This is a genomic window from Hyphomonas sp. (assembly GCF_037969335.1).
In the GTDB taxonomy this organism is placed as follows: Bacteria; Pseudomonadota; Alphaproteobacteria; order Caulobacterales; family Hyphomonadaceae; genus Hyphomonas.
The window spans coordinates 1-24,776 of record NZ_JBBKXE010000048.1 but is presented as its reverse complement, the minus strand read 5'-3'; the positions used below and the strand labels follow the sequence as shown (position 1 = coordinate 24,776).

The 24,776-nt window shown below is 61.8% G+C and carries 24 protein-coding genes; 18 read left to right on the top strand and 6 right to left on the bottom strand.

The features are described 5' to 3' along the window. The first annotated feature begins 97 nt into the window (after window positions 1-97). Genes AADA04_RS03630 through AADA04_RS03620 form a run of 3 tightly spaced genes read left to right on the top strand, consistent with a single transcriptional unit; the run spans window position 98 to window position 3,896 of the window. Window positions 98-1,462, top strand: a complete 1,365-nt coding sequence (locus AADA04_RS03630; protein ID WP_340691875.1) for an MBL fold metallo-hydrolase — start codon at window positions 98-100, stop codon at window positions 1,460-1,462. Next, a complete protein-coding gene (locus AADA04_RS03625; RefSeq protein ID WP_340691874.1) occupies window positions 1,462-2,991 on the top strand; it encodes a thymidine phosphorylase family protein in 1,530 nt (509 codons plus the stop codon). The genes AADA04_RS03630 and AADA04_RS03625 overlap by 1 nt, the downstream gene beginning before the upstream one ends. Next, window positions 2,988-3,896, top strand: a complete 909-nt coding sequence (locus AADA04_RS03620) for a ribose-phosphate pyrophosphokinase (RefSeq protein ID WP_340691873.1) — start codon at window positions 2,988-2,990, stop codon at window positions 3,894-3,896. Before AADA04_RS03625 ends, AADA04_RS03620 begins: the two co-directional genes overlap by 4 nt. A gap of 27 nt (window positions 3,897-3,923) precedes the next feature. Here AADA04_RS03620 and AADA04_RS03615 read toward each other — a convergent pair whose 3' ends face one another. After that, complete coding sequence (locus tag AADA04_RS03615; RefSeq protein WP_340691872.1) at window positions 3,924-4,361, bottom strand: host attachment protein; 438 nt, start codon at window positions 4,359-4,361, stop codon at window positions 3,924-3,926. 764 nt (window positions 4,362-5,125) lie between these two features. On the opposite strand from AADA04_RS03615, the gene AADA04_RS03610 reads away from it, so the two are divergent. From AADA04_RS03610 to AADA04_RS03595, 4 genes are read left to right on the top strand one after another with little or no spacing between them, the layout of a single operon-like run. After that, on the top strand, window positions 5,126-5,845 hold the full coding sequence (locus AADA04_RS03610; protein ID WP_340691871.1) for a helix-turn-helix domain-containing protein: 720 nt from the start codon (window positions 5,126-5,128) through the stop codon (window positions 5,843-5,845). A gap of 44 nt (window positions 5,846-5,889) precedes the next feature. Beyond that, the gene (locus AADA04_RS03605; RefSeq protein WP_340691870.1) at window positions 5,890-6,834 is read left to right on the top strand and encodes a bifunctional enoyl-CoA hydratase/phosphate acetyltransferase; all 945 of its coding nucleotides are present in this window, start codon (window positions 5,890-5,892) and stop codon (window positions 6,832-6,834) included. Continuing rightward, window positions 6,831-8,027, top strand: a complete 1,197-nt coding sequence (locus tag AADA04_RS03600) for an acetate/propionate family kinase (protein WP_340691869.1) — start codon at window positions 6,831-6,833, stop codon at window positions 8,025-8,027. Before AADA04_RS03605 ends, AADA04_RS03600 begins: the two co-directional genes overlap by 4 nt. Window positions 8,028-8,071: 44 nt before the next feature. Next, window positions 8,072-9,337 carry a DUF4010 domain-containing protein gene (locus AADA04_RS03595; protein ID WP_340691868.1) on the top strand — a complete coding sequence of 422 codons (1,266 nt, stop codon included), beginning with the start codon at window positions 8,072-8,074 and terminating at the stop codon, window positions 9,335-9,337. Between the two features lie 14 nt (window positions 9,338-9,351). On the opposite strand, the gene AADA04_RS03590 is transcribed toward AADA04_RS03595, so the two are convergent. The 5 genes from AADA04_RS03590 to AADA04_RS03570 form a co-directional block, all read right to left on the bottom strand. Further along, window positions 9,352-10,122, bottom strand: coding sequence for an SDR family oxidoreductase (locus AADA04_RS03590; RefSeq protein WP_340691867.1), 771 nt, complete (start codon window positions 10,120-10,122; stop codon window positions 9,352-9,354). Window positions 10,123-10,144: 22 nt separating this feature from the next. Beyond that, complete coding sequence (locus AADA04_RS03585; RefSeq protein ID WP_340691866.1) at window positions 10,145-10,573, bottom strand: DUF3775 domain-containing protein; 429 nt, start codon at window positions 10,571-10,573, stop codon at window positions 10,145-10,147. Window positions 10,574-10,595: 22 nt separating this feature from the next. Beyond that, window positions 10,596-11,150, bottom strand: a complete 555-nt coding sequence (locus AADA04_RS03580; RefSeq protein WP_340691865.1) for an HPF/RaiA family ribosome-associated protein — start codon at window positions 11,148-11,150, stop codon at window positions 10,596-10,598. An 84-nt stretch (window positions 11,151-11,234) separates the two neighbouring features. Next, window positions 11,235-11,642 (bottom strand): response regulator, encoded by a 408-nt coding sequence (locus tag AADA04_RS03575; RefSeq protein WP_340691864.1) that lies wholly within the window; start codon window positions 11,640-11,642, stop codon window positions 11,235-11,237. Beyond that, the gene (locus AADA04_RS03570; RefSeq protein WP_340691863.1) at window positions 11,627-13,945 is read right to left on the bottom strand and encodes an ATP-binding protein; all 2,319 of its coding nucleotides are present in this window, start codon (window positions 13,943-13,945) and stop codon (window positions 11,627-11,629) included. The genes AADA04_RS03575 and AADA04_RS03570 overlap by 16 nt, the downstream gene beginning before the upstream one ends. 278 nt (window positions 13,946-14,223) lie before the next feature. On the opposite strand from AADA04_RS03570, the gene AADA04_RS03565 reads away from it, so the two are divergent. The 11 genes from AADA04_RS03565 (at window position 14,224) to AADA04_RS03515 (ending at window position 24,707) form a co-directional block, all read left to right on the top strand. After that, on the top strand, window positions 14,224-15,210 hold the full coding sequence (locus AADA04_RS03565; RefSeq protein ID WP_340691862.1) for a hypothetical protein: 987 nt from the start codon (window positions 14,224-14,226) through the stop codon (window positions 15,208-15,210). Window positions 15,211-15,314: 104 nt separating this feature from the next. Then, entirely contained in the window at window positions 15,315-16,766 is a 1,452-nt protein-coding gene (locus AADA04_RS03560) for a glycoside hydrolase family 3 C-terminal domain-containing protein (RefSeq protein ID WP_340691861.1), read from the top strand. 258 nt (window positions 16,767-17,024) lie between these two features. Continuing rightward, window positions 17,025-17,711, top strand: coding sequence for a PepSY-associated TM helix domain-containing protein (locus AADA04_RS03555; RefSeq protein WP_340691860.1), 687 nt, complete (start codon window positions 17,025-17,027; stop codon window positions 17,709-17,711). 7 nt (window positions 17,712-17,718) lie between these two features. Then, entirely contained in the window at window positions 17,719-18,240 is a 522-nt protein-coding gene (locus AADA04_RS03550; RefSeq protein WP_340691859.1) for a DUF2271 domain-containing protein, read from the top strand. A gap of 49 nt (window positions 18,241-18,289) precedes the next feature. After that, window positions 18,290-19,108, top strand: a complete 819-nt coding sequence (locus AADA04_RS03545; protein WP_340691858.1) for a DUF4198 domain-containing protein — start codon at window positions 18,290-18,292, stop codon at window positions 19,106-19,108. A 6-nt stretch (window positions 19,109-19,114) separates the two neighbouring features. After that, window positions 19,115-20,074 carry an FAD:protein FMN transferase gene (locus AADA04_RS03540; RefSeq protein WP_340691857.1) on the top strand — a complete coding sequence of 320 codons (960 nt, stop codon included), beginning with the start codon at window positions 19,115-19,117 and terminating at the stop codon, window positions 20,072-20,074. 136 nt (window positions 20,075-20,210) lie between these two features. Beyond that, on the top strand, window positions 20,211-22,424 hold the full coding sequence (locus tag AADA04_RS03535; protein WP_340691856.1) for a TonB-dependent siderophore receptor: 2,214 nt from the start codon (window positions 20,211-20,213) through the stop codon (window positions 22,422-22,424). A gap of 69 nt (window positions 22,425-22,493) precedes the next feature. Beyond that, window positions 22,494-23,174 carry a Fe2+-dependent dioxygenase gene (locus AADA04_RS03530; protein ID WP_340691855.1) on the top strand — a complete coding sequence of 227 codons (681 nt, stop codon included), beginning with the start codon at window positions 22,494-22,496 and terminating at the stop codon, window positions 23,172-23,174. Between the two features lie 36 nt (window positions 23,175-23,210). Continuing rightward, window positions 23,211-23,915, top strand: coding sequence for a MotA/TolQ/ExbB proton channel family protein (locus AADA04_RS03525; RefSeq protein WP_340691854.1), 705 nt, complete (start codon window positions 23,211-23,213; stop codon window positions 23,913-23,915). Then, window positions 23,890-24,291 carry a biopolymer transporter ExbD gene (locus AADA04_RS03520; RefSeq protein WP_340691853.1) on the top strand — a complete coding sequence of 134 codons (402 nt, stop codon included), beginning with the start codon at window positions 23,890-23,892 and terminating at the stop codon, window positions 24,289-24,291. The genes AADA04_RS03525 and AADA04_RS03520 overlap by 26 nt, the downstream gene beginning before the upstream one ends. Further along, window positions 24,288-24,707 (top strand): biopolymer transporter ExbD, encoded by a 420-nt coding sequence (locus AADA04_RS03515; protein WP_340691852.1) that lies wholly within the window; start codon window positions 24,288-24,290, stop codon window positions 24,705-24,707. Before AADA04_RS03520 ends, AADA04_RS03515 begins: the two co-directional genes overlap by 4 nt. The last annotated feature ends 69 nt before the right edge of the window (window positions 24,708-24,776 follow it).

The following is a 24,776-nucleotide window of genomic DNA, read 5'->3' as shown; positions in this document are numbered from 1 at the left end:
CGTCCCTTTTGCAAGGTCACATGCGATAGCCTGATTTCAAGCGGATGCGTTGCGCGCAGTCCACCCTTGCCGATACGGTCACCGAGGAAGCCGACACATGACACTTCAACTCAAGTTCCTCGGCGGCGTTGGTACGGTGACCGGGTCAAAATACCTGGTCGACACGGGCGAGGCGCGCATCCTGGTCGATTGCGGCCTGTTCCAGGGCTACAAGCAGCTGCGCCTGCGAAACTGGAAAGACCTGCCGGTCGATCCGGCAACCATCGACGCCGTGGTCCTGACCCATGCGCATATCGACCATTCCGGTTACCTGCCTGTCCTCGTCAAGAATGGCTTCAGGGGCAAGATACATTGCACCGAAGCAACCTATGACCTTTGCCGAATCCTGCTGCCCGACAGCGCCTACTTGCAGGAGCGCGAAGCCGAGCGCGCCAATCGCTATGGCTATTCAAAGCACAAGCCCGCCTTGCCGCTCTATGGCGAGAAAGACGTCAATCGAACACTCGAAATGTTTGACACCTCGCCCTTCGACGCACCGACCAGCGTGGCAAAGGACGTGTCCGCGACATTCCGGATTGCCGGCCACATCCTCGGCGCGGCCATTGTCGAGCTCCAGGCGCCGACGAGCAAGATCGTCTTTTCGGGGGATCTCGGTCGCCCGAACGACCCGATCATGTATGATCCTGCACCTATCCGGCAGGCTGACTACCTGCTCGTCGAGTCGACCTATGGCAACCGCCAGCATGGCGCGCGCAATGCGCAGGATGCGCTGGCCGACATCATCAACCGGACGGCCAAGCGCGGCGGCACAGTGCTCATTCCGTCCTTCGCTGTCGGGCGCGCCCAGACACTGCTCTACCACCTCCACGAGCTGAAAGCGGCCAACCGCATTCCGGACCTGCCCGTCTATCTCGATAGCCCGATGGCAATCGATGCCACCGAACTCTTCTGCAAGCATGCCTATTGTCACAAGCTCAGCAAGACGCAGAGCCTGAACACATGCCATGTCGCAAAATATGTTCATGATAGCGAAGACTCCAAGGCCCTCGACTATGACCAGATGCCCAAGATCATCATCGCGGCGAGCGGCATGGCGACCGGCGGCCGGGTCCTGCACCACCTGAAATTCTATGCGCCGGACGCCCGCAACTCCGTCCTGTTTGCAGGGTTCCAGGCAGGCGGCACGCGGGGCGCCGCCATGGTCGCCGGAATTGACCGGATCAAGATCCACGGCGAGTACCATGACGTGCGCGCCGAAGTCGCCACCCTGCACATGCTCTCGGCGCATGCCGACGCGGATGAAATCATGCACTGGCTGGGCGGCTTTGAATCACCGCCGAAGCAGACCTTCATCGTCCATGGCGAGCCGGACGCCGCCGATGCCCTTCGTCACCGGATCGAGGAAGAACTGGGCTGGTCCGTTATCGTGCCTGAACACAATGAAACGCAGAATCTCGCTTGATGGACGCGCAACCTCCGGGCCCGCCAACCTTGACCAATGTGCTGACCGCGCGGCGGCTCGGGCTTGATACCCAGCATGAAGCCATGGCCTTCGTTCAGGCAGACAGTCCTGTCTGCCGATCCGAAGGGTTTTCCGCGCATTCCCGTGTCGAGCTGACCAATGGCACCTGCTCCATTATCGCCACGCTATACCAGACATCGACCGACCTCGTTTCCGATCAGGAGATCGGCCTGTCGGAGGCCGCCTGGCGCCTGCTCGGTCTTGTCGATGGTTGCGAGATTTCCATCAGCCATCCTGCGCCGCTCGAGTCGCTCAAAACGGTTCGGGGCAAAGTGTTCGGCCAGCGGCTCGACGCAGCTGGCACGCTGGCCATCATCACTGATATTGTCGCAGGGCGCTATTCGGACATCCATCTGTCCTCTTTCGTCACCGCATGCTCGGCTCTGCCACTGGACGTAACCGAAACCATCGCCCTCACCCGCGCCATGGTCGAAACCGGCAGCAGGATGACCTGGGACCGCATGCCCATTGCCGACAAGCATTGCGTCGGCGGCCTGCCGGGCAACCGGACAACACCTATTGTCGTGGCGATCTGCGCCTCGCTCGGCCTGACCATCCCGAAAACATCGTCCCGCGCGATCACGTCGCCCGCCGGCACCGCCGACACGATGGAAGTCCTGACCGATGTCGACCTCGATCTTGAAAGCATGCGGCGGGTCGTTGACCAAGAAGGCGGCTGTTTCGTCTGGGGCGGCGGCATGCATTTCAGTCCCGCTGACGATGCCCTGATCCGGATCGAGCGCGCGCTGGATCTCGACAGCGAGGGCGCGCTCGTCGCATCCGTCCTGTCAAAGAAGATCGCCGCCGGCGCCACCCATGTCGTGATCGACATTCCGGTGGGGCCCACAGCCAAGGTCCGCAGCCAGGCCGCTGCCCTGTCCCTGCAATCCCTTCTTGAAAAGGTCGCCGCTGAATTCGGCCTGAAAGTCCTCTCCCTCGTCACCGACGGCACCCAGCCGGTCGGGCGCGGCATCGGCCCCGCGCTCGAAGCGCGTGATATTCTCGGCGTCCTGCGCAACGATCCGGATGCCCCTGCCGATCTTGCAGACCGCGCCTGCCTGATCGCCGGGGCCCTGCTTGAACTTGTCGGCAAGGCCGATGCGGGAGCGGGCAAGGCCATGGCACTGAACGTGCTCCGCAGCGGAGCAGCCTACACCAAGTTCGAAGCCATCTGCCGCGCCCAGGGTGGATTTCGAGAGCCGACCCTTGCGGAACACAGCCGCCCTGTCCTGGCGCCAGCTCCCGGCCGGGTGACCTGCATCGACAGTCGGCACCTCGCCCGGGCCGCCAAACTCGCAGGCGCGCCCGGCGACAAGACCGCCGGTCTTGATCTCCATGTCAGGCTGGGCGACAGGGTCAAAGGCGGGCAGCCGCTCTATACGCTCTATACGGAGACTCCCGGCGAACTCGCCTACGTCATCGACTATGTCATGGCCAATCCGGACATCATCGAATTGACCAAACCATGAAGCCGCTCCTGATGCCCCTGCAGGATACCGCGCAGATGTCCGCCCCTCTGGCCCGCGCGCTTGGTGCGGAGACGGCTGAAATCGACCTGCGCCGGTTTCCCGATGGCGAAACCTACCTGCGCTTCGACACGCCGCCGGAAGGGCGCGACGTCGTCCTGCTTGCGGGCCTCTCCCAACCCGATTCAAAGCTGCCTGCGCTTGCCTTTGCCGCGCAGACAGCCCGCGCTCTTGGCGCCAAATCAGTCGGGCTGGTCGCGCCCTACCTGCCCTATATGCGCCAGGACAAGATGTTCCAGCCGGGCGAGGCGATCACGTCCGTGCATTTTGCGAAATGGGTCTCGTCCTGCGTCGACTGGCTCGTCACAACCGATCCCCACCTGCACCGCTGGAAGGCGCTATCGGACATTTACGACATCCCTTCCGTGGCGGCCCATGCCGCGCCTGCAATGGCCGCATGGATCAGGCAGGAAATCGACACCCCCCTCCTGATCGGCCCGGATGCGGAAAGCGAGCAATGGGTTTCGGAAATCGCTGCGCTGGCCGGCGTGGATCATATCGTCCTGACCAAGACGAGGCATGGCGACCGGGACGTGGACATCTCGCTTCCCGATCTGGAAAAATGGCGCCATCACACACCGGTCATTGTCGATGACACGATCTCAACGGCCTCCACCATGATTGCGGTGACGCGTCAGCTCGTCCAGCAGGGTCTTCGTCCCCCGACATGCTGCGCGGTGCATGGTATTTTTGCCGATGGCGCGCATGAAGCACTGCTGGAAGCTGGTGCCGCCCGTATAGTAACGAGCAACACCATTTCCCATCCAAGCAACGCCATTGATGTGAGCGGCATTCTGGCAGACGCCACGTCCAGCCTGCTCAAGACGGCCAGACCATCCCGGACATGAGCCGCAACCCGCTGATCGAAACCAGACCTATTCTTTCGCGAGTGCCGTCTCGATGAACTCGATCGTGCGATGGGCATAATCCTTCTGGACTTCACCGCGAACCCGCTTCTTCACCTGGTCTGAGAGCGCGCTCCGCAACACGCCGAGCGTTCGGCTGTCGGACACGATAACAAGATCGTTGAAGCGCTTGTTATTTTCCCACCGGCCGAGCTTTTCTGCCAGGTCCTGGGCGAAACGGGTCTCCTCGAGTTGGTGCCAGTCGGTCTCCTGGGTCGTTCCGCGCCGGTCCGGCGAGATCGCGAACCGTCCTGGCCGATCCGTACCCTGGTCGCTGGTCGCTGGATTGACGGCTTCATCATGTGCGACCACGCGCAGGTCCATGATATCCTCGTCGCCATTGTTTTCGAGCAGCAGGAATTTGCCGCTGTCACATACAAGTACCCAAGTTCCGTTTTTCAGCTTCATGGCAACTGCCTCCTGTTCCCTGATTGGATATCCCATAAGAGACGGTCTGGCGACCGGACGCTTGATTTCCATCAAGCTCCGCTGCGCCCTATCTCCCGCGCCCCGGGCGGCGATACCATCCACGATTGGTATGCACCCAGCTATCGGGCACCCAAACGCGGCTATGTGGATGTGGCTCCCAGAAACCATCGACCCAGGCGAACCTCACCCCCGTCCAGCTCCAGTATCCGTCGACCCAGACTGCCGTCGCAGAAGGCCGCGGAGGCAAATGAACCCGTCACGGTGGCGGTGGCGCCGAGCGAACATAAACGATGCTGATATCGGGCGTGACCGGCCCATGCCGATAATAAGGATGAGAATGTGTGGCGCAGCCCGCTACTGCCAAGGCGCAGGCGCCCAGCAAGAAGGGTATCGCCTTTGATTTCAATGGCACTACCTGATCTCCTCCACGGGCTTGCGACGTCGCACATCATCCCTATACCGGACCGTTGCCGGGCAGGTTGATCTCGCTCAAGCACAGCGCCATCACCCTCCGTATGTCACGAAGGGCCTTGCGTGCCTGCCACCCTTGGTGTGCCCCTTCGGCCGGCACCGGAACCCGGATCTTGCGCGTCTCGCGCCTATGAATCCTTCGATGGCACACGTCGCTTTGATCAATACGGCGTCTTCTAGGTAGTTTCCCGCAATTCAATTTTCGCGTGGTGCTCCATCTTGTCTGGGAGAGGCCGAACGGGTGACCCAGCCCAAAACACAGGAGGTAGAAAATGACCGCTCACACCATTCTTCAACTCCCTACTGCTGCACGCTCTGCGGGCGTCCGCGCATCACATGCGCACAGGGACGAGCATGGTGTGCCGCGAAACAGGCTGCATTTTGCGCCGCACGAGCATCTGTTCTTCCAGGGAGACCAGCCGACCGGCGTGTTCCAGATCATTTCCGGCACGGTAATCCTCTACAAGCTCATGGCCGATGGGCGCCGTCAGATTCAGGATTTTTCTAGCGACGGAGATTTCCTCGCGCTGACCTTCGCCGACATTCACAATCTCAGTGCTGAAGCCCTGACAGATGTCGAGGTCGACTTCATCGCCCGAGCCAGTTTTGATCGCGCACTACAAGACAATGCCGTATTTCGCCGGAGCATCTTCACCCTGATCGGGGACATGCTGAATGCCTCGCGCGAGCAAGCCCTTCTGCTCGGGCGCAAATGCGCGATGGAACGCACGGCAACCTTTCTTCTCTTCCTCGACAGCCGCTTCGCAGACCCCGCGACGAGCTTTGTCGATATCCGGATGAGTCGCTGCGACATGGCCGACTATGTCGGGCTGACACTGGAGACAGTCAGCCGCATGATGAACCAGCTGAAGCGGCAAGGGATCATTGAACTGCCACAGTCGAACCGAATCCGGATATCTGACCGCAAGCGCCTCATTGCCGCCGCTGGCGAACCCACCGAAGAAGAATACGCGTCCGTGGTCGGTTACTGATAAGGCGGGCGAATGAACGCCAACCACGATGGGGCACTCGTCCAATGACTCAAAGCAGCGCCGAACAAGGCGATCCGCACGACGCCTTCGCGTCAATCCTCTCACGCGCAGACGGCGCCCCGATAGCGACGGCGGTTATTCACCCCGTTAGCCAGAATGCCCTTGCGGCTGCTCTCGACGCGCAGGCGACCGGTCTGATCAAGGCGGTCCTGATAGGGCCGGAGCAGCGCATTCGCGCGGCAGCAGATCAATTCAGTCTCGATCTGGCAGGCGCCGAGATCATCGACACACCGCACAGCCACGCCGCCGCCCAGACGGGCGTCGAACTCGCCCGGGCCGGCAAGGTACAGGCGCTGATGAAAGGCGCCCTGCACACAAACGAACTGATGGCAGCCATTGTTGCCCGCAATACCGGCCTGCGCACCGACCGCCGGATGAGCCATGTCTTCGTGATGCAGACCCCCGCTTATCCGAAATACCTGCTCATCAGCGATGGCGCCCTGAATATCTCGCCGGACCTGCACACCAAGAGATGGATTGTCCAGAACGCCATCGACGTGGCCAATGCCATCGGAATAGACTCCCCGAAGACGGCGATCCTGGCTGCCACCGAAGAGGTCGATCCCCACATGCCGACGACCGTCGACGCAGCCGCGCTCTGCAAGATGGCCCAACGGGGGCAAATCACCGGCGGTGTGCTCGATGGTCCACTCGCCTTCGATCTGGCTGTCTCGAAACAGGCCGTAAAAATCAAGGGCCTGGTCTCCGATGTCGCTGGCGACGCCGACATTCTCATCGTGCCGGATATCGAGGCCGGCAACATGCTCGCCAAGCAACTCGACTACCTGGCCGGCGCCGCCGCCGCGGGCCTGGTTGTCGGCGCTCAGGTTCCGATCATCCTGACCAGCCGGTCCGACAGCGTGAGAGAGCGGCTGGCCTCCTGCGCGCTGGCCAAGTGCTACCTCGCCTGGAAGGCGAGTGCGCCATGACCACTCCGGTTATTGCCACCTTCAACACCGGATCGTCCAGCCTGAAATTTTCGCTCTACCGCGCCGGGGCAGACCAGCTTGCAGGGCGCCTGCTTGGCGGCAAACTGACCGGACTGGGCGCAAACCTCAAAGTCGATATGGATACGACGAGCGAAAGCCATGAGCGCCAGTTCGTCGATGCCCTGTCAAAGGTCGACCCGGCACCTGAACAACTCATCCCGGAATTGGCGCGCTGCCTGAGCGCCGCCATCGATGGCACCGAATTGATCGCAGCGGGCCACCGGATCGTGCATGGTGGCCAGTCCTGCGACGGTCCGCGCCTCGCGACGCCTGAACTGCTGGATGCGCTGGACAGGCTCTCCGTCTTTGCGCCCGATCACCAGCCCTACAATCTGGCCGGCGTTCGCAGCCTGGCAAAACAGTTCCCGGGCCTTCCCCAATCCCTGTCCTTCGACACCGCCTTCCACAGCGCACAGCCAAGAGAAGCCCGCCTCTATGCGCTGCCACGGGAACTGACCGAGTCCGGCCTCCAACGCTACGGATTTCATGGCCTCTCCTACGCTTATATCGCGGGCGCGATGACACAGACCTTTTCCGATCGGCCACATCGCAAGACGGTCATGGCCCACCTTGGCAACGGGGCGAGCCTCTGCGCGATACAGGACGGCACCAGTATCGCCACCTCTATGGGACTGACCGCCCTGTCGGGTGTCCCTATGGCCACCCGGTGCGGCGACCTTGATCCGGGCGCGGTCCTCTACCTGATTGGCAGCCAAAAGATGACGCCGGACGCGGTCTCGGACATGCTGCATCACAAATCCGGCCTGCTCGGAGTCTCCGGAATAAGCGGGGATGTCCGTGACCTGCTCGCCAGCCTCGCGCCGGAAGCGGAGGAGGCCCTTGATGTGTACACATACAGGATTGCGCGGGAAATCGGGTCCCTGACGGTCGCGCTCAATGGCCTCGAGGCCATCGTGTTCACCGGCGGTGTCGGCGAGAACTCACAGGAGATCAGACGGCGTGTCATCGCGCGCCTGTCTTGGATGGGGATCGAACTTGATGCGACGCTGAACGAATCCGGTGCTGGCATTATTTCCACGCAGCGCTCCGAGATCGCGGTTGCCGTAATCCCCACCAATGAGGAAGAAGTGATTGCGCGCGAAGCCTTTTCCCTCTGCCGGTATGCCGCATAATGCTGCCTGCTCCTTGCTGAATGGATGGTCCCGGATATGTCCCGATGATACCTGAGACGCCCCTCACCGGTCTGCTGACTGCGCTCGGCATTGGCTTGCTGATCGGGCTGGAGCGCGGCTGGAAAGATCGGGCCGATCCCGACGGCTCGCGCGTTGCCGGGTTCCGGACCATCGGACTGATCGGATTTCTGGGCGGTTTGTGCGCCCTTGTCGATACGGGAAATGGCTTTGTCATCGCGGCCGGCTTTGTCGCGCTCGCGCTGCTCTTGCGGGAAGGGTTCGAAGCCCAGATTGATGTTACCCGCATCGTCAGTGTCACGACGATGGTGGCCGCGCTCAGCGCCTATGCACTCGGCGCCGTGGCGGTGCTCGGCCATTCCCAGGCAGCCGCGGCCGGGGCCGTGATCGTGGCATTCGTGCTCTGGCTGAGAACACCCCTTCACGCCCTGCTGCACCGGATCGAGGAAAAGGAACTCAGCGCTTTCCTCCGCCAGTTGCTGATCTCGGTCGTCGTCCTGCCCGTACTGCCCGACCAGGCCTACGGGCCCTATGACGCGTTCAATCCGCGCGCGATCTGGTGGATGGTCGTCCTGATCAGTGGCCTGGGGTTTGTCGGCTATCTCGGCGTCAAATGGCTGGGGAGCCGGCGCGGCATCGGACTGCTGGCACTCGCGGGCAGTTTTGCCTCATCAACCGCCGTGACCCTTTCCTTTGCGCGGTTCAGCCGGAACGACGCGGGCGATGCGCGCGCCCTGGTCGGAGGCACGGCCCTGGCCTGGGCCGGCATGATCGTCCGGACCGCTTTTATTCTCGGCGCCTTCGCACCATCACTCGTCGCCCCCCTCGCCTTGCCATTCGGGTCCATGCTGGTTGTCGCATTGGCCATTGCTGCAATTTTCCTCCTGCGCCGGGGAACACAGGCCGCGCCGGACCTCGTCCTGTCCAACCCCCTCGACGTCAGGTCGGCACTATTCTTCGCGGCCCTTCTGGCGACGGCGCTCCTTCTGTCGAGGGCTGCCGCCGACATGCTGGGGCCGACAGGGATTTACGGCGTCGCCCTTGTGGCGGGCGCCGCAGATGTGGATGCCATCAGCCTCTCCATGATCCAGATGAGCGCGAAAGGACTGAGCACCGAAACCGCCGCCATCGCCGTCGCACTGGCTGCGATCGCCAATACGCTGCTGAAGGGCACGATTGCACTGGTCGCGGGTGAAGGCGCCTACAGGCACCAATGCATGGCTGTCGCGGTGTTCATGGCGCTGGCGGGCGCAGCAGGCCTGGGCGTCGCAGCGGCCATCGGACTGATCTGAGACCGCGCGGCTGCCTACTGCGCCACGAAGCCGCCATCGACCGGGATGTTCGCGCCGGTGACGAAAGACGCGCGCGGCGAGCACAACCAGACGATCAGTTCGGCCACTTCCTCCGGCGTACCGATATGCCCGATCGGGTGCATTGGATCGAGCATGTCGCGGGACGTCATCTTCCCGTCGCTCGATTGCTCTGCGAGCGAATCCAGCATCCTTGTATCAATCCCGCCGGGGCAGACCGAATTCACGCGGATACCTGCCTTGCCATATTCAAGCGCGGCATTCTTCGTCAGGCCGTTCACGCCATGCTTTGACGCCACATAGGGGCTGAGGCCCGCAAATCCGACAAGGCCGGCAACCGAGGCGAGATTGACGATTGCCCCGCCGCCAGTTTTGACCATCTGCTGTATCTCTGCGCGCAGGCACAGGAAGACGCCCTTCAGGTTGACCGAAATGATCCGGTCGAAATTCTCTTCCGTCTGCTCTGCGAACGGCGCAATGGTCCCTTCAATCCCGGCATTGTTGCAGGCGCAATCGATCCTACCGAACGTCTTGACCGTCTGCTTGATCAGCGCCTCGACCTCCTTGGCCTGCGATACGTCGGCCCGCATGAAGAAGGCCTCGCCGCCAACTGCCTCGATCAGGCGAACCGTTTCCTCGCCGCCTTCGACATTCACGTCCGACACGGCGACACGAGCGCCTTCGGCTGCGAACTTGAGCGCCGTTGCGCGCCCGATGCCCGCTCCGGCACCCGTGATCAGAGCGCTCTTTCCGTCAACCATTCCCATCGTTCTTCTCCCTCTTCCCGCTTCAGGAGGCCTCGTAATCATCGACGGAATAGCCCATCTGGCTCAGTCCCTCGATGAGGTACGTGCTCGCGAGCGGCGTCTCTGCAAGATACTTGGCCAGATGCATGTCGGCGACATCGGTGGCCTGATGGCGCGCTGTCGCCCAGTCCTCGGGCCTGTAGTCACCGCGCCCCACCCACATCAGCGCGAGCAAGTCTCGCTGCGCATCGACATTCAGGAGATTGACGGCAGCGCCAAGCGCGTCCAGCGCCGGATCAGCCGGGTCCTTCTCCTCCTGTTCGAGCAGGTCCTCCTCGTCTGCGAAGGCCTCATCGCCCGAATATTCCTCGCCCGTCGGATCGATATCCTCCGTGTCGAACTCGCGCACCAGCATGGCAATCTGCATCGCGTCGGCCGGGTCGAGAATGAGGTCGAAATTTCTTACAAACATATGAGGTTCCTTTTCCTGTCGCTCAATCGCCGCGCAGGTGAACGGCAACCGCCTGCGGGCCCTTGTCGCCCGGCTCGACCCTGAACGTAACATCGTCGCCGACTTTCAGCGCCTTGAACTGCGCATCGGTGACCGAGCGGGCCTGAAAGTAATAGTCCTGCCCGTCTTCGGCGACAATGAACCCCGCCCCCTCCTCGGCCAGGAACCGCGCGATCTTGCCGGCGACCCGCGTGTCGTCACCAGCCCCTTCGGCCCTGTGGTCAGGCTTGAGCTTCTTGATCTGTCGCTGGGCGGCCTTGAACGCATCCCGGACACTGACCAGGACGTCCTCATGCGCATGATTGTCGTCGGCCACGTGTGTGACGGCAATATCCTTGCGGCCCGGGGCCGTCAGGTGGATCCGGACCGATGCCAGTCCGCCCGCATGTTTGTGCCCGCTCGGGCCGTCCACCAGAACCGTGCAGGAGATCAGCTCCGGGTCAATTTTTTCGAGCTGGCGGATTTCCTTGTTGATCCGCTCCTGCAATTGCTGGGACGGCTCAATGTTTCGATAGGATATTTCAGGTTCGATTTTCATGGATGCAAGAAAGCACGGCTTCGCCGCACGCAAATTGATCCTTGTCATCCGCGTGACATTTTTTACGCGCTGATGGCCTCAGGCTCAGCTGTCCTGGAAAGCCACCGCAGAACTGAGACGCCACATCTCGGCTATCTGATCGGACAGCGTCATCGGATCGAACGGTTTGGGAATGACCCCCACCGCAACCAGCTGCATATACGACTCGCGCTCGTGCACCTGGACCCGCGCCGTCATGAAGACCGCCGGAATGGCATCGCCACCCGGCATGGATCGGATGTTCTGCAGGGTCTGGGGCCCATCCATTTCGGGCATCATCACATCCAGCAGCAGCATCTGCGGAGAAAATTCGGGAAACGCCGCAATCGCGTCGGCCCCGGACGCGCAATGACGCACGTCGAATCCACCAAATGTCGTCAACACCATGCCCGCCAGCTCGGCGATGATCGGATCGTCTTCCACATAGAGAATTCTGTTCAGGCCGCCTGCCATTTGGTATCTCCCGTCTTCTCCGCATTGGCACAGGTTGGAAGAACGATCGTGAACGTCGTCCCCTGCCCCTCAACGCTCTCGAATGAAATCTCGCCATCGAGCGTTTCGATGATCGTTTTGGTGATGTTCAGTCCCAGCCCGGATCCGCCGGTCGAACGTGTTGCCGAACTGTCAGCCTGTGCAAATCGCTGGAAAATCTTGTTCCGGAACGCGGCTGGAATGCCAGGGCCGGTATCAGAAACCGATATCCGAATGCGGTTGTCTGCCTGCTCCGCGATCTCGATGCCAACGGGTTCACCTTCAGGCGAAAATTTGGCCGCGTTGGACAGCAGGTTCACAAGCGCCTGATTGAAGCGGGATGGGTCCACCCGGCAATGGGCGTTCGGAATCTGCGTGTCGAGACGGAAGATGACGCGGTATTTCTCGGCCAGGCTCTGGTGACGCTCCACGATATCGGTCACCAACCCGACCATTTCGCAGGTCTCCGGATAGAATTCCATTTTCCCGGCCGCAATCTTCTCGACGTCCAGGATATCATTGACGAGCAGGCCAAGTCGCTGCGTGCCTTCCAGCGAGATATCAAGCAGGCGCTCTTCCTTGGGTCCGACCTTACCCTGCAGCATTTTCTGCAATATCCCCAAGGCGGCCTGAATCGACGTCAGCGGCGTCCGCAGTTCGTGGTTCACTGTCGACACAAACTCGCTCTTGATAGTGTCCATCTGTTTGCGTTCGGTAATGTCGCGAACAATCCCGACAAACATGATCTGCCCGCCGGCATCGACCTTGCTGACCGACACCTCCATCGGAAATACAGAACCATCCTGCCGATTCCCAACCACCTCACACGTGACACCTATCGTGTCCTCCGCGCCCGACTCCCGGGCCTCGTTGAGCCGACGATCATATTGCGTGAAAATTTCGTCCGGCATCAACAGGCCAATGTCCTGTCCTATGACGTCTTCGAACGGAAATCCGAACATTCGCTCCGAGGACGAATTGTAACTCTGAATGGCGCCGGCCTCGTCAACGGTAAAGACGCCATCCACGACATTACCGAAGATCGCCCGGATTTGCGCTTCGCTTCCGGTCAGGTTCTGGGCGAGAGACTGGAAAGCGACCGCCAACTCTCCGATTTCATCATCCCGGCCGACCGGAAGATCGGGAACATCGCCTGAATGGCTCGCCTCTCGGACAGATCGGGTCATGCGCAATAGCGGCCCTGTTAGCTCTGTCGCAGCCCAGGCGGCAGCCCCGAGCGAAAGCGCAATGAGCAAAAGGGCGAGCAGGATGCCTTCCTTCCTGATCTGGTTGGCCCCTGCAAACAATTCGTCGTTCGGAACGCGTATCGACATGATCAGATGCGAATCGTCGAGCCGTTCGCTGATCGGCATTCGCACAGAATAAATGAGTTCGTCACCGGTCCTTGCGACCCATGAATCCGACCCGCGCTCTTTTCCGGGAAGCAGCGCCGCAAGCAGCTCGTCGCCCTCACCCGATCCGCCATTATGGTAGCGAAGGTCAGCCACCGTACCGTCGGAAAGCTGCTCCATATAGTCGCCCGATTCATTCGAGACGATGATATTGCGGGTGATATTTATCGCCTCGAAGCGTCTGCGAAGCATGGCGGCATAGTCGGCATTGATGACGACCATGCCGAAGATTTCTCCGTCCAGATCGAATATCGGTACGACGACGCGGAGCGTAGGGACGAGTTCGCTATCAAGCTGTCCAAGCTCGCGGTTGTAGGTCACTTTTGAAAAATAGGCCTCGCCCGGCTCAAGCGTCAGCGCTTTCTGGAAATAGGATTCCTCGGATTTCGTCTGCAGGAGGGATACCGGGACCATTTCAAATCCGTCATCATGCCGGTTGACGCGCACCAGCTCCCTGCCGTCATTGTGGGCACCGATATAGCGGATCTGTGTGTAGCTGGTCCGCGCATTCATGATCGATGCGAAGATGGCCTCCAGGCGCTCACGCCATTGATCTGTCGTAGAGCCGTCGCGGGGGTCGATGTGATTAGATTCCGCACTCCGCAGCATCCCCTGGATCGGCGGCGTCCGAGAGATGACAAAGGCGTCATTCTCGATTTCATTGTACGCACACTTGAAGTCGAGTGCGACCAGTTGCGTTTCATGCGCGACGTTTTCGACGGCCAAGTCGTAGGAAATGCTGGTGGTACGCATCACCAGCAGCACACCTAGCGCGATCGACGTCAGGAGCGACACGCAACAGGCAAGCACGATGATCCTGTTTCGAAGGGAACCTGGAAACAGATCGCGCCAGAATGTCGTAGGAGTGTTCATCACAGCTCTCGTTTCACGGCCCCCGAATGCATCGGGCGCAACAGATTTTCGCAACGCTGGGTGGGAAACGTGTACAAACATTTACCTCGGCTGCTATTCAGATCGGGCAAATAGGCGCCCTAACTCGCTGCCAATCGCTGCAACCACAGGGGAACAGCCGAAGCGGCCAGATTCAAAATCGGGCATGATGACTTCAGGGATGCGGCTCCAGGTCGCTACCGGTCGTTTTTGACATATCCATTGCCTCAGCTAGGCTTCGGGCGAACAGGAGTACCGTCATGACTCAACCGAGCCCTCTACCTGCCCGCGAAGCCGTCGGCGTTTTTCAGACCGAAGAAACGCTCCAGGCGGCCATTGATGACCTGCTGTCGCATGGTTTTGACCGGGCAGAGATCAGCCTGCTTGCGCGCTCCGATAGTGTTGAGCAGAAATTGGGCCATGCCTACCGGAAAGTGGCCGAGGTCGAGGACGATACGGCTGCGCCCCGGATCGCTTACGTCGCCGAGGAAGATGTCGGCAATGCCGAGGGTGCCGTCATTGGAACGTTGATGTATGTCGGCGCGCTGGCGGGCCTGATCCCGGTCGTCGCATCCGGCGGGGCCCTGGCGGCCGGACTGGTTGCGCTTCTCGTTGGCGGCGGCAGTGGCGCCGCGCTCGGTGCCGCCCTGGCAAGAATCATCGGTGGTGAGCACGCCGAATACATCGCCGATCAGGTCGAGCATGGCGGCCTGACTTTGTGGGTGCGCACCTGGAATGAAGGGGATGAAGCCCGCGCGACCAAGATTCTGAAAGCCCATTCCGGGCAAGACGTGCACTTGCATGGCCTGCCGGACCTGCACCCGGTCCTGGAGGACCGCTATCTTGGGGCGATTTCGGCAGCCGAAGCCGACGCCTATCGCGATACCGGTTTTGTCCACTCGGGCGACGATGAATATTATGTTTCGGGCAAGGTATTCTCAAACGCCGATGAGGCGAGATCCTATGTCGAACGATTGAGGTATCTCGAATCCCTCTATGCATCAGCGCGTTCTGAAAAAATTGATCTGAATGCGGCCCTGATCGATCCCGCCAACACATTTCATACTATCGAGAAGCTTCTGGCCGCGCGTTTCTCAGACGCCATCAAACTGGAGCTGCTCCGACGCTGGGCATATGATGCGAAGCAGCTTGAAGTCGCAGAAGGCGAAGGCATGCTCGCCCCCTCCAATGGCGATAAGCTCCAGGATATCGCATTGGCGATCGCCGCCCTCAAAACGCCAACCTGACACCCGGCGCCCAGCCCCAACGCCTCATTCTTGCCGCCCGACTGATGTCCGGGCGGGATCGCGCAGCCGCGCGAGAAAGGGCTTGGCGTGAATAATGTTAGCGTGTGGCCGAAGGCACGAAAGTCGCGGTCATCGGCCCGAACGCCGACAATGAACTGACCCTGGTGGCAAACTATTTCGGCTACCCGACCGCACCGGTCACCGCGCTCGAGGGTGTGATGGCGAAGGCGGGTGCCGAAAATGTCGTCTATGCGCCGGGATCCGCCCTGGCCGGTGGAGTCTTCGGCAATCATAAACCCGTCGAAGCGAGCGTCCTGAAACACGCCAATGACAAGGGCGCACTTGAACCCGGCCTGACAATGACAAGCTCGGACAATCCTGCACGCGAAGGCGACCCGGTATCTGTGACGGTCGACGCGCAGCTCGACCATCACTGGAAGACATCCCCAATCGACGGCAGCATTGCAGACGAGTTCGGGATCGTCTGGGAAGGCTTTATCGTACCGGAAGAAGACGGTGCCTACAGCTTCGAGACCGCGCGCGAATCCGAAGCCATCATCGGCGGCCAGAATGTCAGTGACGGCCCGGTCGAGATGAAGGCCGGTGAGGCCTATCCCGTGTCATACACGTTGACCGTCGAGCGCTTCTGGCCACGCAACACGATCGAGCCGATGGCCAGCCTGTCATGGGTCAACAGGTCCCGCAATTGGGCCGGCGAGGCGCTGGCCGCAGCTGAGGAGGCTGATGCTGTCCTCTTCTTCGGCGGCATCGACGCTGACCTCGAAGGCGAGGAGTTGAGTGTCGAAATCGACGGCTTCCTCGGCGGCGACCGCACCCACCTCAAGCTGCCGCGAGTGCAGGAAGACCTGCTGAAGAAGCTGCACGCAACGGACAAGCTGGTCGTTCTCGTCAACTTCTCGGGCAGCGCCATGGCGCTTAACTGGGAGGCCGAGAACCTGCCGGCCATCGTCCATGCCTTCTATCCCGGCGAGAAAGCTGGCAGCGCCATCGCCGACCTGCTCTGGGGCGAGTTCAGCCCGTCAGGCCGCCTGCCGGTAACGTTCAACACATCGCTCGACGGCATGCCCGCCTTCGATGACTATTCGATGCAGAACCGGACGTACAGATACTATGAGGGCAAGCCGCTCTATCCGTTCGGACACGGCCTCAGCTACACCAGCTTCGCCTATTCCGACATCTCGGTGCCAGAAGCGCAGGACGGCGCGGAGGCCATGCCGGTCTCCGTCACCGTGACCAATACGGGCGAGCGCGCAGGACGCGAAGTGGTGCAGGCCTATATCCAGCTCGACGAAAGGCCCAACCCCTCGACGCCGCGCGTGGAACTGGTCGCGTTCGATGTCGTCGAACTGGCGCCCGGCGAAAGCCAGACCGTGAAATTCGACCTGTCACCTGAACGGCTTGGCTATTTCGATAAGGACGGCGCGCTTGTTGCCCCGGCGGGCATGTCGGCGACGCTCTCGCTCGGCGGCGGCCAGCCCGGCTTTGTCGAGGACACCGGCGCGGCCTCGGCCCGTGTCACCTTCACCGCCGACTGATCCGGCGCAGCAAAGCTGCGAGACCACCAGACAAGGGGCGCTGCTCGCCAGGAGCGGCGCCCCTTTGTCGTTCTGAACGGCGCCGACTGGTATCGACCCAGCGCACCAACAATGCATGCCCTCGCCCCGCCGCGACGGCGCCAATGCTCGCTCTGACGCCATCATCGCAGCACGCAGCCCAATGTTTGAGAATGACTTGCATCCGCAATATCGGGCTGCTAGGGACCGTCGCATCCTTCCACCAACGCCGAGTATCGCTTGACCTCCCTGCTGACTGAATCCCCATCACAGGCCGCGACAGACCGCGCGCAGGCCAAGGCGGGCCAGCGCCGGATGCGGTATGCGTTCTGGAAACGCCAGATCCGCACCATCCACTGGATGTCGGGCGCCGTCTGCCTGATCGGCATGCTCCTGTTCGCCGCAACGGGAATCACGCTCAACCACGCGGCCGACATTCCGAGCCGTCCGCAGGTCAGCGAAGTGGAAACCACGCTGGCGCCGTCTTTGCTCGCCCTGCTCGAAGCAGGCCCGGACACAGGCACGACGCCGGCCCTGCCCGTCGCCGTCGCCCGCCAGCTCAAGACCGAACTCGGCGCCGATGTCGGCGGCCGGCAGGCGGAATGGACCGACGTCGATGTCTATATCGGTCTGCCCCGTCCCGGCGGCGACGCCTGGCTCAGCATCGACCGCGAAACCGGCGACGTCGCCTTCGAGACCACCAGCCGCGGCGCGGTCGCCTATCTCAACGACCTGCACAAAGGCCGCAATACCGGCACCGCCTGGGCATGGTTTCTCGACATCTTTGCCGTCGCCACAATGCTATTCTGCCTGTCGGGTCTCTGGCTCCTGCAGATCCACTCGGCCCGGCGCGCCACCACCTGGCCGCTCACCATCGCGGGTTTCGCGGTGCCCATCCTGCTCCTTCTTTTCTTTGCCCACATTTGAGGATCCCATGCGCGCAATCATGACCCTGGCCGGAATGGCCCTCCTGACCGGCCCCGCCGTCGCTGACTCGATGGAGATCGGCATCGCCATCCCGCAGCTCAACGTCGCCGAATATCACCGGCCCTATCTCGCCGCATGGATCGCCCGCCCCGACCAGACCGTCGCCGCCAACCTGGCTGTCCTCTACCAGCAGGAACGGCGCGGCGAAGAAGAGGGCGAAACCTGGCTGAAGGATTTGCGCCAATGGTGGCGCCGCGCCGGCCGCGATCTCACCATGCCGGTTGATGGCGTATCCGGACCGACGCGTGGCCCCGGCACGCACAGCTTCAATATCGCTGGCGGCTCGCCCGCCTTGGCCGCGCTCGAACCCGGCGACTACATCCTCACCGTCGAGGCTGTCCGCGAAGTAGGCGGGCGCGAAATGGTGCAGGTGCCATTCACATGGCCAGCCAATGGCGCCGCGCCGCTGACTGTCTCGGGCGAAACCGAGCTCGGCCAGATCACGCTCACGCTTACCGACGAAGACTAGACCCGGGGCCGCCGCCCGGCGCGCGCCTATCCTCAAGGAGACTCTCCCCATGAAACACTTTGCCATCCGGCTCCTCGCCGCATCTTCCGTACTCTTCGCCTTGGCTGGCACGGCCAGTGCCCACCGGGCCTGGATGCTGCCCTCGACCTTCACCTTCTCCGGAGACTCGCAATGGGTGACCGTTGACGCCGCCATCTCCAACGACCTCTTCTTCCCGAACCATCACGCGATTGATCCGGCATCGGTCACCGTCACCGGGCCTGACGGTTCGGTCGTCGAGATCAAGAATGCCGCGTCCGGCGAGATTCGCGCGATGTTCGATTTCCAGATGAACCAGCAGGGCACCTATCGCGTCTCCACCGCAGGCGAACCCTTCTACTTCGCCAGCTGGTCCGAAGCGGGCGAGCGCAAACGCTGGCGCGGGACGCTCGAGACCCTTCGCGCCGAAGGCGTGGACAAGAAGCCCGACGTGCAGATCTCGCTGTCGAACCGCAGAGTCGAGACCTACGTCACGCTGGGCGCCCCTTCGACCGAAGTGTTTGCCGCCACAGGCAAGGGCCTTGAATTCCAGCCCGTCACCCACCCCAATGACGTCTTCACCGGCGAACCGGTCAGTTTCAAATTCCTGCTCGACGGCGCACCGGCCAGCGGCCTTGAAGTGACTGTCCTGCCGGGCAATGACCGCTATCGCGACACACCGGGCGAATTCAAGCTGACGACGGATGCCGATGGTGTCTTCACCTTCACGCCGACAATTCCGGGTCCCTACTGGTTCACGGCCGGGTCGGAAGGCGAAACCGTGATTGACGGCTTGCCGATGAAAGTCCGGTCCTCCTACACGGCAACCTTCGAAGCCCTGCCCCTATAGAACGCTTTGAACCTGCTCATCCCTCATGACCTGCCGCAGCCCGACGCGGTTCGTCCTCTTGTCGCCGCTGGGCCGCTCTTGCGGCTCAGCGGCACAACGATGGGTACGGACTGGTCGGTCTCGGCCCACGCGCCTCCCGGCGTCGGAGCCGAGGACATTCGCAGCGCGCTTGAATCGGGATTCGCCCGCATCATCTCCGAGATGAGCACATGGGAGCCGAACTCCCTGATCAGCCGGTTCAACCGCCTGCCAATCGGCGACAGCGTGATCCTGCCGGAAGACTTTCGGCAGGTACTGGACATCACGCTGCAGGTCGCAGCAGCCACGGACGGCGCGCTCAATCCCTGCCTCGGCGCCGACGTCTCCCGCCTCGGGTTCGGATCCCCTGCGATGCCGCTGGCAGACCAGGCGACGGACCGTGATGCGTGGCGGGCCTTCGCGCTTGCCGGTCCCCTGCTGACGCGCCACGCGCCGTTCCAGCTCGACCTGTCGGCCATCGCCAAAGGCTATGCCGTCGACGGCATGGGAGACGCTCTGCGCGCCTTGGGCATCACAAGTTTCCTTGCAGAGATTGGCGGCGAGTTCACAGCCGGTGGCGCGAAGCCTGACGGCCTGCCCTGGTGGGTCGATTTAGAATCACCCGCCGCGGCCGCTCCATGGCGTGTTGCCCTCTGCAATCTCTCACTCGCCACCTCAGGCGACTACCGCAAGCTCCGCATCGAGAATGGCCAGCGTGTCTCGCACATCGTGCGCCATCCGGACGCCAATCGCGATGACGGCGACCTCGCCAGCGTCAGCGTTCTCCACGCCAGCTGCGCCTTCGCTGATGCCTGGGCGACCGGTCTCTTTGCCAGTGGCGCTTCGCAAGGCCTCGACCTCGCTAATCGTCATGGCATCGCCGCCCTGTTCCAGTTTCGCGACCAGCCGGCCCAGCCTTCCTTGGCGATCACGAGCATGCTGGCCTGACATGACATCACACACATCTCCGCCTCGTTTTCCGAACACCCCCAATCTTTTTGAGAATTATTCTCAATTGCTGTTGCCACCTTACCGTTTTGCAATTAGTTCGCATTCTCAGAATGTAAAGCAAAGGACGCACATCATGGATTTCAAGACGGCCGCCCCGGAAAAACGTCAGGTCACCTCTCTTCTGGCTACAACAGCGCTCGGGCTCGTCCTGTTTCCGCTGAGCGCCAACGCGCAATCGACAACATCGTCCCAGGAGGCCGATCCGGTCGAGATCGGCGAAGTCTCCATCGAGGCCGCCACGCCGGACTACAAGGCCGAGCCGGAATCCCCAAAATACACCGCGCCCCTGATCGACACACCGCGCTCCATCACCGTGGTCACTGATAAAGTGCTGGAAGACACGGGCGCCACGACGCTGGTCGATGCCCTGCGCACTGTACCCGGCATCACGATGGCCATGGGTGAAGGCGGCCAGCCCTTCGCCGACCGCCCCTTCATTCGCGGCGCTGAATCCACCAGCGGCATCATGGTCGACGGCGTACGCGATGCCTCAGCTCAATCGCGTGACGTGTTCAATCTCGAACAGATCGAAGTCTCGCGCGGCGCCAATGGCACAATGGCCGGTCGCGGCGCGGCCGGCGGCAGCCTCAATCTCATTACCAAGACCGCCAAGGCAACTGACTTCATCGCCGGCTCCATCGCCCTCGGCAATGCAGAGCACAAACGCGCCACACTGGACGTGAACGAAGCCCTCTCCGAAAACGTCGGTATACGTCTCAACGGCATGTGGCAGGAATCTGAAATCCCGGGCCGCGACGGCGTCTATGACAATCGCTGGGGCTTTGCGCCCACGATCACCTGGGGCCTCAATAGCCCGGACCGCGCCACACTCAGCTATTCGCACTATGAGAGCGACGGCATCATCGACTATGGCCATCCGCTCGACACGACGACCGGCCAGCCCGTCGAAGGTATCGACAAGGACAATTTCTATGGTCTCCTCAACCGCGATTTCCACGACACGCAGGCAGATTCTGCGCAGCTCGAACTCTCCCACGAGCTGAATGATTACATGACCCTGCGCAACATCACGCGCATCGTCCGTTCGGAGAATGCCTATATCGCGACCAACCCGGATGACAGCCAGGGCAACGTCGTCAACGGCCTCGTTTTCCGCAACACGAAGAGCAACAACTCCAAGACCGATTCGATCATCAACCAGACGGATATCCAGGCCAGCTTCGATGCTGGCGGTCTCGCGCATTCCATCTCGGCAGGCCTCGAACTCGGCCATGAAGAAACCGAACGGGCGACCTATTCCGTCTCGCTGTTCGCGCCCGGCGATGTCGAGATCCCACGTGGCGGCTGCGACCTCTTCGGCGCAGGTGCCGCCAGCGGCTACAATTGTACCGACCTCTACGATCCCGATCCGAACGATCCGTGGAGCGGCACGGTCACGCTCGGTGACGTCACCAAAACGCAAGTCGATACGGCCGGCATCTACCTGTTCGACTCCGTTACCCTCAACGACCAGTTCATCCTGAACCTCGGTGTGCGGGGTGATGATTTCAGCACCAAGACATCAACTGACCTGTCCAACCACGACTTCATCTTCAGCTACCAGGTCGGCCTGATCTACAAGCCAACCTTCGATACCAGCGTCTATGCTTCCTATGGCACATCAGCGAGCCCATCCGGCGTAACTGCAGGTGATGGCAGCGACAATCTTTCGACGGCAGAAGAAGACCTGAAGCCCGAGAAGAACCGCAACATCGAAGTTGGCGTGAAATGGGAACCGGAAGGCCGCGACCTCGCTCTCAATGCCGCCATCTTCCGCAACGAGATCGTGGACGGTCACGTTGCGGTCGAGGCCGGACGCGGCGGTGCGCAGCAGGCTTTAGGCGAGCAACGTGTGCAGGGGGTCGAACTCAGTGCAACCGGCTCGATCACACCACAATGGGACGTGTTTGCGGGGTACAGCTACATGGACTCCGAAATCATTGATGCCGGTCCGATCAACATCGACCAGGTGGGCAACACGCTGCCAAACACGCCGGAACACAGCGTCTCGCTCTGGACCACGTATGACATCCTGCCGAAGCTCTCGGTCGGCGGCGGCGCGACCTACATGTCCGAACGGTTCGGCGATACGGCCAATACCAAGAGCGTGGACAGCTACTGGAAATATGATGCGATGCTCTCCTACGCCATCACCGGGAATATCGATTTCCAGCTCAACGCGAACAACCTGACAGACGAGCGTTACTACGACCGGGTCTACACGACCCACATGGCAACCATTGCACCGGGACGGTCCATCATCGGCAGTCTCAAATTCAAATACTGACAACCAGGAAGGGGCTGCAGCTGAAAGGCTGCGGCCCCCGCCTCCCCACATACGAGACCACATCACGCCATGCTGATCCGAATTCCAGAAGTCCTGTCCAAGGCAGACGTCGCCGCCATGCGCGGCCTCATCGATTCAGGGCCCTGGATGGATGGCAATGTAACATCCGGCGCCCAGGCAGCCCAGGCCAAGCGCAACGCCCAGCTTGACGAGACCAGTCCTCAGTCCCGCAAGGCGGGCGACGCCGTGCTCGACGCCCTGCAGCGCCATCCGCTTTTCATATCGTCGGCCCTGCCGCTCAAAGTCTATCCACCGCTGTTCAACCGCTATGAAGGTGGCCAGAATTTCGGCAACCATGTCGACAATGCAATTCGCCCCGTACGCGGCAGCGATTTCCGCATCCGCACAGACCTCTCAGCCACGCTCTTCCTCGCCGAGCCTGACGCCTATGATGGCGGCGAACTCGTCATCGACGACACCTATGGCTCCCATTCGGTCAAGCTTCCGGCCGGCGACATGATCCTCTATCCCTCGACCAGCGTGCACCGCGTCACGCCCGTGACGCGTGGTGCCCGCGTCGCCTCATTCTTCTGGATGCAGAGCATGGTGCGCGACGATGGCCAGCGCACGCTCCTGTTCGAACTCGACAGCAGTATCCAGTCACTCAGCGCCACAGGCGCGGACCAGGCCTCTGTCGTCCGCCTGACTGGCATCTATCACAATCTCGTCCGCAGGTGGGCCGATGCCTGACCTGCGCACCCATTTCGTCCTGAAAGGCAATTGATCATGGATTCCAGTCTCGCCCCCGCGGAACACCCGGAGACAGTCAATGGTGCATTGGATCTCGTCTTGGCGGGCGGACCCGTTGTCTGGCTGCTCATCGCCATGTCGGTCATCGCCTTGACCACGATCATCTACAAGCTTGTCCAGTTCGGCATGGCCGGTGTCGGCCGCTCGGGCAATGTCGAGAAGGCCGTCACGCTCTACCGCAACGGGAACCGCCGCGAAGCGCTCGCCGCCGTGCAAAGCGCCGGCGATCCAGCCTCCATCACCGTCGCCACCGCCATAAGGGGGTCACTGCGCACCGATGTCAGTGAGGCATCAGTCCGCGAAGAGGTCGAGCGCGTCGCAACAGCCGAGATCAACACCCTGAAATCCCATCTCGGCCTGCTCGAGACCATCGGTTCGCTCGCGCCCCTGCTTGGTCTGCTTGGTACCGTGCTCGGCATGATCCAGGCCTTCCGCGCGATGGAAGCGGCTGGCCGCAATGTTGACCCGGCCATCCTGTCGGGCGGCATCTGGGCCGCCCTGTTGACGACCGCTGCAGGCCTGATCGTCGCCATCCCCGTCGTCGCCATCGCCAGCTGGTTCGACCGCTCCATCCTGCAGGTCGCCCGCAAGACCGAAGACGCCGTGACCCGCATCTTCACCCCCGACCTCACCCGCCGCACCGAAAGTCCCGTTGATGAAGTTCGCGCAGCCCACGTCTAGGTCTTCCGGGACCAGGATCGGACTGACACCCCTCATCGATGTGGTGTTCATCCTCCTCCTGTTCTTCATGCTGACATCGACCTTTTCCGACCGGCGCAGCCTGGACATGGCAACGCCTGCCCCGTCATCGCTCCCGGACCTGGACGACAAGGTTATCGCTCTGGAGCTGACCGCAGAAGGCCTGCATTTCGATGGCCGGCCGCTGCCGCTCGACGAGATTGACACCATCCTCCACGCCCGTCTCGCAACCGGAGACCCGGTCAGCCTGACGGTCGCTACCGGAATCGGCCTTGAAACATGCGTCACCGTCATGGACGCCCTGAAAGCGTCCGGCGCACGCTCTATCGCCCTGAAGGGGCCGAAGGGCATGCAATGAAACTCTCCGCCCGCCTCGCCGCGTCCGAACTCGCCAGCATCGATGATCGCATCATGCCGCTCATCAACATCGTGTTCCTGCTGCTCATCTTCTTTCTCGTCGCCGGCGCCATCCGCGAGGTCGAGCCGGTGGAGGTCAACCCGCCACGCTCCCTCGTGGAAGCCGAAAGCGTGGCCGATGCGCTCACCATCTATGTCGCCCGTGACGGCCGCATCGCTCTCGGTGAAACCATGCTCGAGCGCAATGGCTTCGACCTGGCGATCGCCGCCGCCGTTGCCACCGACCCGGACCAGCCCATCCGCATCGTCGCCGACCGCGAAGTTGAAGCTGTGAATGTGATCAGCATCCTCGAAACGCTCCGGGCATCGGGCTCAAGCCGCGTGAAGCTCGTCACGCAGATGCAGGACGCCCGATGAAACGCAAACCGGTCGTCTGGAGCCTCGCTTTCATCGGCGCCCTCGCGGCGCACGGATTGGGTCTGACCA

Coding starts and splice junctions, on each gene's coding strand:
- AADA04_RS03630 (WP_340691875.1), top strand. CDS start 98: ATGACACTTCAACTCAAGTTCCTCGGCGGCGTTGGTACGGTGACCGGG.
- AADA04_RS03625 (WP_340691874.1), top strand. CDS start 1,462: ATGGACGCGCAACCTCCGGGCCCGCCAACCTTGACCAATGTGCTGACC.
- AADA04_RS03620 (WP_340691873.1), top strand. CDS start 2,988: ATGAAGCCGCTCCTGATGCCCCTGCAGGATACCGCGCAGATGTCCGCC.
- AADA04_RS03615 (WP_340691872.1), bottom strand. CDS start 4,361: ATGAAGCTGAAAAACGGAACTTGGGTACTTGTATGTGACAGCGGCAAA.
- AADA04_RS03610 (WP_340691871.1), top strand. CDS start 5,126: ATGACCGCTCACACCATTCTTCAACTCCCTACTGCTGCACGCTCTGCG.
- AADA04_RS03605 (WP_340691870.1), top strand. CDS start 5,890: ATGACTCAAAGCAGCGCCGAACAAGGCGATCCGCACGACGCCTTCGCG.
- AADA04_RS03600 (WP_340691869.1), top strand. CDS start 6,831: ATGACCACTCCGGTTATTGCCACCTTCAACACCGGATCGTCCAGCCTG.
- AADA04_RS03595 (WP_340691868.1), top strand. CDS start 8,072: ATGATACCTGAGACGCCCCTCACCGGTCTGCTGACTGCGCTCGGCATT.
- AADA04_RS03590 (WP_340691867.1), bottom strand. CDS start 10,122: ATGGGAATGGTTGACGGAAAGAGCGCTCTGATCACGGGTGCCGGAGCG.
- AADA04_RS03585 (WP_340691866.1), bottom strand. CDS start 10,573: ATGTTTGTAAGAAATTTCGACCTCATTCTCGACCCGGCCGACGCGATG.
- AADA04_RS03580 (WP_340691865.1), bottom strand. CDS start 11,150: ATGAAAATCGAACCTGAAATATCCTATCGAAACATTGAGCCGTCCCAG.
- AADA04_RS03575 (WP_340691864.1), bottom strand. CDS start 11,642: ATGGCAGGCGGCCTGAACAGAATTCTCTATGTGGAAGACGATCCGATC.
- AADA04_RS03570 (WP_340691863.1), bottom strand. CDS start 13,945: ATGAACACTCCTACGACATTCTGGCGCGATCTGTTTCCAGGTTCCCTT.
- AADA04_RS03565 (WP_340691862.1), top strand. CDS start 14,224: ATGACTCAACCGAGCCCTCTACCTGCCCGCGAAGCCGTCGGCGTTTTT.
- AADA04_RS03550 (WP_340691859.1), top strand. CDS start 17,719: ATGCGCGCAATCATGACCCTGGCCGGAATGGCCCTCCTGACCGGCCCC.
- AADA04_RS03545 (WP_340691858.1), top strand. CDS start 18,290: ATGAAACACTTTGCCATCCGGCTCCTCGCCGCATCTTCCGTACTCTTC.
- AADA04_RS03535 (WP_340691856.1), top strand. CDS start 20,211: ATGGATTTCAAGACGGCCGCCCCGGAAAAACGTCAGGTCACCTCTCTT.
- AADA04_RS03530 (WP_340691855.1), top strand. CDS start 22,494: ATGCTGATCCGAATTCCAGAAGTCCTGTCCAAGGCAGACGTCGCCGCC.
- AADA04_RS03525 (WP_340691854.1), top strand. CDS start 23,211: ATGGATTCCAGTCTCGCCCCCGCGGAACACCCGGAGACAGTCAATGGT.
- AADA04_RS03520 (WP_340691853.1), top strand. CDS start 23,890: ATGAAGTTCGCGCAGCCCACGTCTAGGTCTTCCGGGACCAGGATCGGA.
- AADA04_RS03515 (WP_340691852.1), top strand. CDS start 24,288: ATGAAACTCTCCGCCCGCCTCGCCGCGTCCGAACTCGCCAGCATCGAT.